Origin of the sequence: Nonomuraea cypriaca (genome assembly GCF_015645445.1) — a bacterium.
In the GTDB taxonomy this organism is placed as follows: Bacteria; Actinomycetota; Actinomycetes; order Streptosporangiales; family Streptosporangiaceae; genus Nonomuraea; species Nonomuraea cypriaca.
Genome location: NZ_JADOGI010000283.1, coordinates 1 through 12,554 on the forward strand (window position 1 = coordinate 1; position 12,554 = coordinate 12,554).

Annotated in this window: 8 protein-coding genes; 4 read left to right on the forward strand and 4 right to left on the reverse strand. The window is 71.1% G+C overall.

Annotated elements, in window-relative coordinates:
• Nucleotides 1-266: 266 nt before the first annotated feature.
• From eccB to ITP53_RS48700, 3 genes are all read right to left on the reverse strand, one after another.
• Complete coding sequence (gene eccB / locus ITP53_RS48690; protein ID WP_195902289.1) at nt 267-1,673, reverse strand: type VII secretion protein EccB; 1,407 nt, start codon at nt 1,671-1,673, stop codon at nt 267-269.
• Nucleotides 1,674-1,738: 65 nt separating this feature from the next.
• Nucleotides 1,739-2,548, reverse strand: a complete 810-nt coding sequence (locus ITP53_RS48695) for a DUF1684 domain-containing protein (RefSeq protein ID WP_195902290.1) — start codon at nt 2,546-2,548, stop codon at nt 1,739-1,741.
• Nucleotides 2,549-2,656: 108 nt separating this feature from the next.
• Nucleotides 2,657-3,901 (reverse strand): MFS transporter, encoded by a 1,245-nt coding sequence (locus ITP53_RS48700; RefSeq protein ID WP_268961449.1) that lies wholly within the window; start codon nt 3,899-3,901, stop codon nt 2,657-2,659.
• Nucleotides 3,902-3,910: 9 nt separating this feature from the next.
• Between ITP53_RS48700 and ITP53_RS48705 the strand changes: the two genes are divergently transcribed.
• Nucleotides 3,911-4,489, forward strand: a complete 579-nt coding sequence (locus tag ITP53_RS48705) for an XRE family transcriptional regulator (RefSeq protein WP_328818249.1) — start codon at nt 3,911-3,913, stop codon at nt 4,487-4,489.
• A 31-nt stretch (nt 4,490-4,520) separates the two neighbouring features.
• On the opposite strand, the gene ITP53_RS48710 is transcribed toward ITP53_RS48705, so the two are convergent.
• A complete protein-coding gene (locus ITP53_RS48710; protein ID WP_195902292.1) occupies nt 4,521-9,374 on the reverse strand; it encodes an FtsK/SpoIIIE domain-containing protein in 4,854 nt (1,617 codons plus the stop codon).
• A 393-nt stretch (nt 9,375-9,767) separates the two neighbouring features.
• Between ITP53_RS48710 and ITP53_RS48715 the strand changes: the two genes are divergently transcribed.
• The 3 genes from ITP53_RS48715 to ITP53_RS48725 are packed head-to-tail and all read left to right on the forward strand — an operon-like array spanning nt 9,768 to nt 12,449.
• Nucleotides 9,768-10,439, forward strand: a complete 672-nt coding sequence (locus ITP53_RS48715; protein WP_195902293.1) for a hypothetical protein — start codon at nt 9,768-9,770, stop codon at nt 10,437-10,439.
• 1 nt (nt 10,440) lies between these two features.
• Nucleotides 10,441-11,157: a hypothetical protein gene (locus tag ITP53_RS48720; protein WP_195902294.1), complete on the forward strand. Its 717-nt coding sequence runs from the start codon at nt 10,441-10,443 to the stop codon at nt 11,155-11,157.
• Nucleotides 11,154-12,449: a CpaF family protein gene (locus ITP53_RS48725; protein ID WP_195902295.1), complete on the forward strand. Its 1,296-nt coding sequence runs from the start codon at nt 11,154-11,156 to the stop codon at nt 12,447-12,449. Before ITP53_RS48720 ends, ITP53_RS48725 begins: the two co-directional genes overlap by 4 nt.
• Nucleotides 12,450-12,554: the final 105 nt, after the last annotated feature.

Genomic DNA, 12,554 nt, shown 5'->3' on the forward strand with positions numbered 1-12,554 from the left:
GGCCGGGGCGGGCGGCATGATGCCGATGATGCCCATGGCCGGCGGTGCCCGCGGTGGAGAGGAGTCGAACGACAGGGAGAGCAGCACCTGGCTGGTCGAGGACGAGGATGTCTGGGGCGGCCCCGAGGGCACCACTCCGTCCACGCTCGGCTGAGTGAGGGGCCTGTCCCCGACGTTTGTGTCCCCAGGGCCCTCGGTGTTCGTGTCCGCAGGGCCCTCGGTTGCGGGAGAGCCTTGTTCTGAGGTGACCGGCCACCCGTCCGCGCTTATTGCGCTGTGACCTGCACCGGTGACAGCGCCTTCGCCGGATCGAGTGCCGGTCCCTCGGGGATCAGATGCACCAGGTTGTTGGGCACCGGCGCCACGTCCTCGGCGCCGTATCCCAGCTTGTTGATCTGCTCGGCCGAGTGCAGCGGATATCTCCTGCCCTGGTCGCTGATCAGGAAGTAGGTCTGCACGAACGCCTTCTTCCCGTCGCCGGGCAGCACCCCGCCGAGGGTCGCCGACCCGGCCGGCAGGACCACCTGATCGAAATGCTCCTGATCCCCGCGGGCGCTCGGCACCGGGATGTCGATCGTGCTGCCCACCGTGACGCCGGCCCGCGCCGAGCCGTTCTGCGTGTTGGCGTACACCGAGCAGAGCGGCCCGGAGGTGGTCACGACCTTGGGCAGGCTGGTGGGCAGCCCGCCGACGGTGAGGCTCGGGGCGAGCGGTCTGGCGTTGGCCGTGGCGGCGTCGATCTCCAGCGGTTGTGCGCGTTCGTTGCCGTACGCGCGGGCGATGGCGGGGTCTTCGAGCAGCAACGTGGCCTGGGTGAGATTGATCGGCGCGAGTCCGTCGGCGAGCAGGACGTACCAGCGGGCCGTGCCCCCGCCCATCCCGTTCACGGTGTACACCTGCCCGACGGCCGCTGTGCTCCCGTCCGGCCCGCGTACCTTCTTGCCCAGTTGCGGGATCTTGGGCGCCATGAGGTCCGGTCCGGGCGGAATCGCGTTGATCCAGGTCGCGGGGACCGTCCTGGGCCGGGCGTTGAGCGCCTGCACGCCGCTGTCGCCCACCTTCATCCGCTTGTCGTTCCAGACCACCCACTTCTCGTCGCCGTCCGTGACGACCAGCGCCTCGTGGCCGAGCCGCGTGCCGCCGACCTCACTGCCGCCCAGCAGCGTGACGTACGGCACCTTCGCGCCCGTCTTGTCGGGTGCCTCCGTCACGCACACCGACCACGGCCCCTTGACCAGTTTGTCCCTGCTGGGCAGCGAGTCGGGCGCGCCCGCGATGCCCACCAGCGGCCCGCGCGGGTATTGGGCGAGGGAAGCGGTGGACACGTTCCTGACCGTGAAGTCGGGCGCGTCCAGCAGGAGCAGGGCGGACACGTAGTTGGCGACGGGCAGCAGCCGCTTCTGCTCCTGGCTGTAGACGTACTTGGCGCCGGTCTCCTCTTCGATGAGGAGTTGGCCGGGCTCCTCCAGGTTCGTCGCGGCGCCGGGTTTGAGCATCCCCCAGATGCCGAACGCGGCCACGATCAGCACCCCGACCAGGACCCCGCTGAACATGGCCACGTTGTGCCGCCGCATCGGCGTCTCAGGCACATCGGGCTCCGCCTGCAACAGCGCCATCCCCAGCCGCTGCTGCATGAGCCGATGCGCCTGGTAGAGGTCCTTCCGGGTCTGCATGTCACCTCTCCCCGTATCGCAGGGATCAGCATAGAACGCCCCCATGCCACCCCGGCCGGCCGCATTCAGTGGGGCGCCTTCTCTCCCGCCTCGATCGCGAACGGCAACCGGTTGGCCGGTGGGGGCACCGGGCAGATGGGAAAGTGCTCGGTGAACGCGCACGGCAGGTTGACCGTGCGATTGAAGTCCAGGGCCACGTCGCCGTTGGCATTCGGGCTGGGGATGTCGAGGGCGCGGCCCGCTCCATAAGTGGTGACGCCGCTGGTGGCGTCGGCGAAGACGGTGTTCAGCATTCCGTGTGAGCTGAGTACCTGGAGCGTGTGCTCGGTGCCCGCGTACTCGAAATGGACCACACCGGGGGTGTCATGGGAGTGGGTGCCCCAGCCCACGGAGTCGAGCGTTATGGACTTCGGCGCGTGGAACGGTTCGAACCGGCCAGGGAGCACCCATCGCGGGCTCGGCTCGTACGCGGGCACACCGTCGAAGCCGAGCCGGGCCGGTGAGTTCGGGTCGTAGGCCACGATCAGATACGCGCCGCGGTAGGTGATTCCCACCTCCAACTCGCCCAAGGTGACCCGGACGTCGTCGGGGGCGTCGGCCAGGGGGAACCGGCGTTCGGTGGTGAAGGCCTCACCGCCGAACGCCATGGCGCCGCCCTGCGGGTCGATGTGGAGGGCCTCCCCGGCCTGCCACCACAGGCCGGGCAGCCCGGGATAGGACCGGGGCGTCTCGTCCAGCCACTCATGCGAGGTGGCGGCCAGCCAGCCGAAGGGCTGGGTGAGCCATCGCTCCCAGCCGGCCCTCCACTCCTGCCAGCCGCGCGTGAACTCCTGTGGGCTCGGGGCGTAGTCGGTGGGAACGTGTGCGTCGCTCATCGTGGTTCTCCTGTGCGTTGTGTCTGTCGGTTTCTTCGTGTCAGTCGGTCAGATGCGGTGTCAGTCGGTCAGGCGCGGTGTCTGTCGGTCAGGCGCGGTGTTCGTCGGTCAGGAGTGCGTGGTCGCGGTGGGCCGGGCCCAGGTCGCGAAGAGGATCAGGGCGAGCAGGGGGAAGACGACCCCGGTGGTGAGGGCCGCCGCGATCGCCCCCGCCTCGTGGACTCCGCCTGCGCCGCTGCCGTAGACGGTGGTCATCACGGCCAGGCCCAGTGCGCCGCCGAGTTGCTGCATGCCCTGGTTGAGGCTGGAGGCGGCGCCGACCTGGGCGGGGGGTGCCTGGTGCATGATGACGGCGGTGAGCGGCGCGATGGTCAGCCCCGCGCCGAGCCCGAGAAGGACGAACGGCCCGAGCAGACCGCCGGCGAAGGTGTCGGCGGCCTCGATCCGCGACAGCCGCAACAGCCCGGTGAGCAGGCCGAGCATCCCGAGGGAACCGACGATCCGCTCTCCGTACCGCGTCACCAGGCGGCTGGTCAGGACGTTCGTGACGAGCAGCGCGGCGCTGAAGGGAAGGACGGACAGCCCTGTCTGCAGCGGGGTGAAGCCCAGGGCGTTCTGGGTGAACAGCGCGGCGAAGTAGAGAAAACCGGCCTGGCCCGCCGGGATCAGCATCATGGCCAGGAGCGGAGCCGCGCTGCGCATCCTGGTGAAGAACTCCAGCGGCACGACGGGGGCGGAGTGGCGGCGCTCGATGAGGACCAGGGCGAGCAGCCCGGCGAACGCGAGCGCGAACGAGCCGACGACCGGCGGGCTGCTCCAGCCCTGCGACTCGGCGGTGATGAGACCGTAGACCAGGGCGGTCATGCCGGCCGTCGACGCGACGGCCCCGCCGACGTCGAGGCGGGCCGGCGCGCGTGGCGCCTCCGGCACCAGCAGGCGCACCCCCACGAGGACGACCACGCCGATGGGGATGTTGACGAACATCACCCATTCCCAGCCCAGGGACGTGGTCAGCACACCGCCGATGAGGAGGCCGAGCGCCGCGCCGATGCCGATGGACAGCACGAACACGGTCATCGCCCGGGCGCGCTGCGGGCCGGGCCTGGTGATCGACATCAACAGCACGAGGGTGCCCGGCGCGGCCCTTACGGAGATCAGCGAACGGTCTGGCGCTGCGCGCCTGCCCTGTGCGCTGTTCCTGGTGAGGTCGTGGTCGAGTCTGCGACCGCTCCGGGGCGAACGTAAGAAAACTTGCCGAACCAGCAAGCCGAGCGTTGCGGTGCGTCGATGCGACGTAAGCGGATGTACCTCTGCTGAGAGCGGCTCTTGCGATCTCGGTTGCCGGTTCGGCAAGGTGGGCCTGTGGATGACGATCTCGACGCTGTGCTGGCCGCCATGGGACCGAGGCTCCGGCGGCTGCGACGCGATCGCGGCCTCACCCTGGCGGACCTGGCCGTGGCCACCGGCATCTCCGAGAGCACGCTGTCGCGCCTGGAGAGCGGCGGGCGGCGGCCGAACCTCGAGCTCCTTCTCCCGCTGGCCAGGGCGCACGGCATGCCGGTGGAGGAGCTCATCGGAGCGCCGTATACCGGCGATCCCCGCGTCCATCTGCGGCCGATCCGGCGCGACGGCATGACCTACGTCCGGCTGACCTCCAGGGCCGGCGGCACCCAGGCGTACAAGCTGATCATTCCTGGGGCGACGGGCGTCGCGGAGCCCGATCCGCAGCGCCACGAGGGATACGAGTGGCTCTACGTCCTGGGCGGCCGGCTACGGCTCGTGCTCGGTGGCCAGAGCCTCGTCCTCACATCCGGCGAGGCGGCCGAGTTCGACACGCACGTCCCCCATTGGCTGGGAGCCGCTGACACCGCGCCGGTCGAGCTGCTCATCCTGTTCGGACCCCAGGGCGAGCGCGCTCACGTACGCGCCCGCTCCCGCTGAACCGCACCCGGCGGATCCGACCGGCGGTTGGTCAGGCGTTGTCCGGGAGGGCGGCCTGGATCGGGGTGATGTTGCCGGTTCGCACCAGGAAGCCGCGCCCTGGTGGGCCTCCGGCCGTGCCGCGGGGCAGGCGGATCGTGAAGAGGTCGCCGTCGGCCTGGCTCTGCACGGCCAGCAGCAGACCCGTACGGGACTTGCGCGTCTCCGCCACGAACCCTCGGTAGGCCACCGCGAGATCCCCTGTCGCGCCCGCGATCAACAGGCCGTGATCCCCGTCCCTGCCGGACCGGAGCACCTCTTCCAGGGCCGTGCCGAGCGGCGCGTCCGGATTGATCAGTTCGGCGTCGTCCACCAGCACGACGTAGTGGTGCTGTTCCGCGACCAGCTCAGGCAGGTTGGTGGCGTCGCCGTCGAGCACGGCCAGCGCCCCCGCCAGCTCTCTCAGCGGGCTGCGCCGAGGGGCGACGGCGATGACCGGTGTGCCTTGGGCGATCAGCGAGTGCGCCGCCGTCAGCAGGACCGACGACCGGCCGGAGCGGGACGGTCCCGCGATGACGGCGCCGGGCCCATGCGTCAGCAGATCGAGCCCGAGCGGGGCAAGAGCGTCGCCACCCGCGCCCACCAGCGCCCACAGCGGCGACGGCGGGCTGAACGTCGGATCGAGATCCAGCGCCTGGGTCGCGGTGATGCGCATCGGCAGCGCGTCCACCCGCAGCGGCGGCTCCCCTGCCCACTGCCATCCGCCTCGGCTCTCTGGGGGGAGGGTGGTGGCCGTGCGGGCGAGGGATTGGAGTGCCGCTACCTGGGCGGGACCGGACGGGTCAGAGGAAAGCAGGGCGATGTGGTGCTCGACGATGCCGTGGTCGCCCATGGAAAGGGCGCGGCCGGGTGGCATCGACGCGGGCAGGCCCTTGAGCGGGAAGCCGGCCAGGCCGTAGTCGGAGGAGTCGGACAGGCGCAGGAGCAGGCGGTCGTCGAAGACCGTGGAGACCTGGCCGAGCAGGCCGGACCGGTCGCTGGTGACCACCGCCCTGAACCCGACGGCCGCCCCCTCCCGCAGGAGCTGGAGCAGCGACTCGATCAGGCGGCCGTAGTCGTAGCTCTCGAACGCGGCGACGAACCCCTCCCAGCGGTCGAGCATGAACACCAGCCAGGGGAGCCGATGGCCGGCCTGGCGGTATTCGGCCAGTGACGCGTGCCCGGCTTCGGCCAGGAGCTGCTGGCGGCGGCCGATCTCGGCGCGCAGACGGGTGAGCAGGCGTTCGACCCGGTCGAGCTGGTCCCTGGTCACCACCGCGCCGCAGTGCGGCATGGCCACCAGCGGCAGGAGAGCGCCCGAGCCGCAGTCGACCGCGTGCAGGTGCACGTCTTCCGGCGAGGCATGGGCCGCGATGGAACCCGCGATCGTCCGCAGCGCCGTCGATCTGCCGCTGCGCGCGGCGCCCGCGATGAGCAGATGGCCGCCATGAGCCAGGTCGAGCGCCAGCGGATGCCGGTCCTGCGCCCAGGGGCGGTCGCTGATGCCGAACGGCAACGGCGCCACCTCGCCGCCCCCATGACGCCCCGCGTCGAGCCAGCCGGCCGCGGAGACGTCCGATCCGGCCGCGGAGGCGCCCGACCCGGCGTCCGAGCCGGCCATGGAGGCATTCGAGCCGGCCGTGGAGGCGCCTGAGCCGGTGGTGGAGGCGTCCCAGCCGGCCGTGGAGGGGTCCGAGCTGGTGGTGGAGGCACTTGACATGCTGGTCGGCGCGGAGGAGGTGCCGGCCAGGCCGGGGACGTCCAGGACGAAATGGGTGGGCAGGGGGTCCAGCCAGGGGCTGGGCTGGATGGGGACGCCGGCCAGGTCGGCGGCGTCGATGAGGGCGTCGGCGACGAGCGTCAGATCGCTGATCGTCGAGTCCTCCTCCGGCTCGGGCGGCGGTGGGAGGGGCCGGCCCAGTGAGCGCCAGTCCACGTCGAGCACCCGGACATTGACCTCCGCCTGGTCGAACGGGCCCCCCGACGGCGCCGCCGGACTGCGGCCCCCGACTCTCGCCGTCTGTACGGCGATCGCCGCGCCCACCCCCGAACGCACATAGCACCGCCCAGGTGTGGACTTGGAGATGTGGGCCGCGTCCGGGATGTCGATGACGTCCGTGGACTCGGCAGGCTCGGTGACCCGCAGGGCGATCCGCAGCGACGTGTTGGCCTGGATGTCGGCCGTGACCACGCCCGCCGGGCGCTGCGTGGCCAGGATGAGGTGGATGCCCAGCGAACGGCCCCGGCGGGCGATGTCGACCAGGCCGGTCACGAAGTCGGGCAGCTCGGCCACCAGGGCGGCGAACTCGTCGATGATCAGCACCAGGCGCGGCAGGGCCGGGCCCGTGTAGTCGTCGATGTCCTTGGCCCCGGCCGCCAGCAGCAGGCGCTCACGGCGCCGGATCTCCGCCGCCAGCGAGTCGAGCGCCCGTTGGGTCAGGTGGCCGTCGAGGTCGCTGACCATGCCGACCGTGTGCGGCAGGCGTACGCACTCCTTGAAGGCGGCCCCGCCCTTGTAGTCGATCAGCACGAACGTCAGCTGGTCCGGCCGGTTGGCCACCGCGAGCGAGCAGATCAGCGTCTGCAGCAGCTCGGACTTGCCGGCGCCGGTGGTCCCGGCGATCAGGCCGTGGGGGCCGTCGAGCTTGAGGTCGACCGAGAACGGGCCGTCCGGGCCGATGCCGATCAGCGCACGGGTCGTGCCCCGCTCACCCCACCGCGCGGCCAGCTCCTTGCCCGAGGGCTTGGGCAGGCTCATCACATCCAGCAGGCGGACCGCGCCGGGCAGGTTGCCCCCGGGATCGTCCCTGCTCACGTCGCGGATCGGGGACAGGGCCCTGGCCAGGCGGTCACACCAGGAGAACGACACCAGGTCGCCCAGCACCGGGCCGATGACGTCGAGCCCGCCGCCGCGCAGGCGCACGAGGCCGTCGGCGCCGCAGTCGGCGACCGTCTGGCACTCTTCAGGCAGCAGCCGCTGGTCGTCGTCGATGGCGAGGGTGAACACCCCGGAACGCGGGCCCTGGCGCAGCACCTGCGGCATGTTGGGCAGGCCGCGCAGCACCTGGGCGCCGTCCAGGAGGACCAGCACGTCGTAAGGGCGTACGTCATAGGAGGAGAAGGACGGCTTCTCCGGCCCGCCGAGGTCGTCCCAGCCGGTGGGGACCTTGCCCAGCTCGGGGATCGTGGTGTTCTGGCGCTCGTCGATGAGGGCGGCGAGCTCCGAGACGCGGCGCGCGGCCGACTCGGGATCGGTGCCGATCAGCGTCACGCACTCCTCGCCCGCCCGTGGCGTGCAGTGCGGCAGCCAGCGCAGCCAGCCCCAGCGGCGCTCGCCGTCCTGGTGGGCGGACACGACCACGATGGCCAGGTCACGGGGGCTGTGCAGGGTCGCGGCCTGGGCGATGAGCCAGCTCGCGAGGGCGGCCGCGGCCGCGCGCGGGCCCGTGACGCCGGCCACGCCCAGCCTGCGCATGGGCAGCGCCACCGGCACAGAACGGCAGATCGGCGGGTCGATGGGCCCGCCCTGCTCCTCCGACAGCTCCAGGTTGGCGGGCAGGTCGGCGAGCCCCACCCGGAGTCTGAGCGCGTCGGTGTCGTGGATCCTGCGCTCCCACAGCCGCCTGCGCGGCCCCGTGGCCGTGAGCAGCACCTGGGCCGGGTCGGGCGCGTCGGACCTGCGGGCCGCCTCGTCTGCCACCCTGGCCTGCTCGACCTCCTCGTCATAGGCCTGGAGCTGCTCCTTGAACTCCTTGATCGCCTTCCTGTGCTGCTTCTTGCCGTGGCGGCGGTCGCTCCACCACTGGCCGATCATGATGACCGGGGTCATGAGGGCGACGAGCAGGTAGAACCACTGCTTCAGCGCTATGGCGAGGGTCAGCCCGAGCACGGCGGGCAGGAACGCGGCGAGCAGTTGGAGCCGCATCCCCTCGTTTCTGCTCGGCTCCTTCGGCTTGACGAACTTTCGCTGGGGCTCGGGGCGCCGGAGCCTGGGCGGGCGGTTGTAGGCCACGCCGCCCTCGCTCCTCGGGGCCAGGTGCGCGTCCCTGGGCTCGATCGTGGTCAGCACGAACACCGACGAACCGCAGGTCAGCACCGCCTGGTCGACCCATTCGACCGGCTCGGTGAGCGGCCTGCCGTCGAGCTCGGGCACCTCGCCGTGGCCCGCGTCGAACTCGGCCGCCTCCCGCTCGGCGACCCGCGCAGTGAGCTCGGCGACCTCGTCGGCCCACCGGCCTTTGAGCTTGAGCTTGGGTGCCTCTCCCGGCCCTCGCCGCCACGCCCACTCGACGGTGATCCCGTCCGGCATCACGCGTACGGTCACCGCCTCCGGGGCCAGCGCCGGATCGGCGGGCGCGATCGCGCAGGTCGGATCGGAGCCGATGACGTGGACGCCGAGGCCAAGCCGGTGCACCGCGCCGGCCGCCGGACCCCCCACCACCCGCACCTCGGCCACCCCGCCGGGCTCCTCGATCACCGTGGCGCGGGCGAGGTGGGCGTCGAGCGTGACCTTGTCGCCGTCCCGCAACACGGCGCCGGCCCTGGCCCGCGGGTCCAGCGGGCGGCCGTCGCGCCACAGGACCGGACCCGGCGCGGCTGCCGGCGAGCCAGGCCGGCCCCGCCGCGGCTCGGTGATCGGTGAGTGGTGCCGCCCCCGCTCCGGCCGCCGGGGAGGAGGCACGCGCGGCACGGCGCCACCGGCCGACAGCCCGTAGGGCGCGCGCGTTCCGGGCAGCCGGACGACGTCCGCCAGCGGTCCTTGATCGCTGAGCGCCTCGCTCACTCTCGCCACTGTGGCTCCGTCGTCGCCGTCGATCACGACGTCACGGTCGCCCTGCCCGCCGAGCACGGTGAGCATGATCCGCATGGTGCCGTCTCCTCGCTCGACTTCGGCGCCAAGGTAGCGCCAGGAGCGAGGCTAGGCCCGTTGGTTGACGCCAATGGCATGGCAAGCCGGAACTGTGGACGGGAAGGGATGGGGCTCCAGGCGCCTGTGGATAACCGTCCGGGCAGGTCGGGCGGTTTCATGCGGATAAATCACCAAGAACATGTGAATAAAGTGCCGCATGTTACTTGAGTGGCGGCTACCCGAATAAATCCGCACCCGTCAACTCGATAGAAACAATAGGCATCGTTTATTTCTGGTTGACATCCTGTCACCTGCGAAACGAGCATGGGTCCTCGCATTCCGCCTTCGCCGTCCCGCAGAGCCCCACATAATGGCGTGAATTCCACAATTCACATTGGGAGCCCCCCACCCATGAGGACCAGTGAAAAGCCCGCCGCCAACGCGGCGGCGGGGTTGTCAGGCCCGGCCTCGCGCAAGCTCCCCGTGCCACCCAGAGAGCGCAAGCCGGCCCTGGCCGCGCTCGCCGTTCTGCTCATACTCGGCGGCGCCCTGGCCACGACCCTGCTCGTGCTGCGCAGCGGCGACCGCGTCTCGGCCATCAGGATCTCCCAGCAGGTCGGCGCAGGTCAGAAGTTCACCACTCAGGCGCTCGAAGAGGTCAAGATCGCCGCGGAGTCCGGCGTCGACTTCGTCAGCTGGTCGCAGCGTGGGCAGGTGCTCGACAGCTTCGCGGCCGTCACGATCCTGCCCGGCACCCTGCTGACGAACAACATGGGCGTCCGGGCCAGCAGCGAACTCGGCGAGGGCAAGGCCACCGTCGGTCTCTCCCTCAAACCAGGACAAATACCGGCGGGCATCGCAGAAGGCGACCGCGTCCAGGTGGTCCATGTGCCGAGTAGGTCAAGCCAGGCTCAAAGCCGCGTCCTCGCCGCGAGCGCACTCGTCTTCGCCACCGGTGACAGGTCGAGAAACGGAAATTCCGGCCAGATCACCGTGGTCGTCGATTCTGCGGCGGCGCCGGAGATCATGGTATTCGCCTCCAGCGGTGAGATCGCGGTGGCCGAGCTTCCCGGGGCACGCTGACGTGGGGCTGATCGTACTGGCCGCCGACAAGGGCGCGCCGGGCGTGACCACCGCGGCGACGGCCCTGGCGGCCGTGTGGCCGCGGCCGGTGCTGCTGGCCGAATGCGACCCGGCGGGCGGCGACCTCGCCTACCGGCTGCCCGCGGCCGACGGCGGCGTGCTCAACCCGGGCAAGGGGCTGCTCACGCTAGGCGCCACGGCACGGCGCGGGCTGGAGCCCGCCCAGATCCACCAGCACACGCAGAAGGTCGTCGGCGGGCTCGACGTGCTGGTCGGCCTCACGCACGGCGAGCAGGCCGCGGGGCTCACCTGGCTCTGGGGGCCGCTGGGCAGGTCGCTGGCCGCCATCCAGGACGCCGACGTCATCGCCGACTGCGGCCGCCTCGGCGCCCACCCGCAACTCGACGACCTCATGGCCGAGGCCGACCAGGTCGTACTACTCACCAGGGCGACCCTCGACCACGTCGCCCACCTGCGCGAACGCCTCCAGATCAGCAAGGCCCACGGCGTCGCCGTGATCGCCGACCCGCGTAACTACCGTGCCTCGATCGACGACGTACGCAGGATCGTCGGCCCCACCGTCCAATTCGTGTACGGCCTCGCGTACGACCCCAAAGGCGCCGAGCTCCTGCGCGGCCAGTGGGGCGGCCGCCTGGACCGCTCACTCCTGATCCGCACGGCCCGAGACCTGGCGACGAGGCTGGTGAGTCACCGATGATCGATCATTCGCTGGTCAAGCGCTTCCGCCAGGAGGTCGGCGACCGCCTGGCCCACCAGCGCCGGCTCGACCAGGCCAACGGCCTGCCCGCGATGACGGGAGAGGACGAGCGCCAGTTCGCCAGGGCGCTGATCTCCCAGGTGCTCGAGGAGCACGCCCGCAGCGAGATCGGCCTGGGCCGCACCCCGCCCACGGCCGAGGAGGAAGAGGCGCTCGCGGCCGGCATCCACGCCGCGCTGTTCGGCGTCGGCCGCCTGCAGCCGCTGCTCGACGACGCCCAGGTCGAGAACATCGACATCAACGGCTGCGACAGGGTGTTCGTCAGCTACGCCGACGGCCAGGAGGCCATGCAGGACCCGGTGGCCGACTCCGACGACGAGCTGATCGAATTGATCCAGATCCTGGCCGCGTACTCAGGGCTGTCGAGCAGGCCGTTCGACACCGCGAACCCGCAGCTCGACCTGCGCCTGCCCGACGGCTCCCGGCTGAGCGCGGTCATGGACGTCACGGTCAGGCCGGCCATCTCGATCCGCCGCGCCCGCCTCGGCAAGGTCTTCATGTCCGACCTAATGGGCAACGGCACGATAAGTCCGGACGTGGGGAGGTTTCTGAGCGCAGCCGTCGCCGCCCGCAAGAACCTCATGATCGCCGGATCGACCAACGCCGGCAAGACGACCCTGCTGCGGGCCCTGGCCAACGAGATCCCGTCCGGCGAGCGGCTCATCACCGTCGAACGCGCCCTGGAGCTCGGCCTCGACCAGTTCCCCGAGCTCCACCCCAACGTGGTCGCCTTCGAGCAACGGCTGCCCAACTCCGAGGGCGAGGGCGAGATCTCCATGGCCGAGCTGGTCAGGCGCTCGCTCAGAATGAACCCCAGCCGCGTCATCGTCGGCGAGGTCCTCGGCGACGAGATCGTCACCATGCTCAACGCGATGACCCAGGGCAACGACGGCTCCCTGTCGACCATCCACGCCAACTCCAGCATGGAGGTCTTCAACCGCATCTCCACCTACGCCCTGCAGGCCAGCGAACGCCTCCCCATCGACGCCACCCACATGCTTATCGCGGGCGCCATCGACTTCGTCGTCTTCATCGAGAAGCGCAACGACTACCACCTCGGCGGCACCCTGCGTCGCTATGTCTCCAGCATCCGCGAGGTCAACGGCTGCGACGGCCGCGTCCTGTCGAGCGAGGTGTTCGCGCCGGGCCCCGACGGCACCGCCGTCCCGCACGCCCCGGTCTCCTGCCTGGAGGAGCTCGCCGCCCACGGCTACACCCTGGGGGGCTGGTGAGGATGGGAGCCTTCGCGTTCGACCCGCTGGCGCTGCTGGGCGGCGCCCTGGCCGGCGGCGGCCTGTTCCTGTTCTTCCTCTCCCTGTACGGCCTGCGCCCCCGCC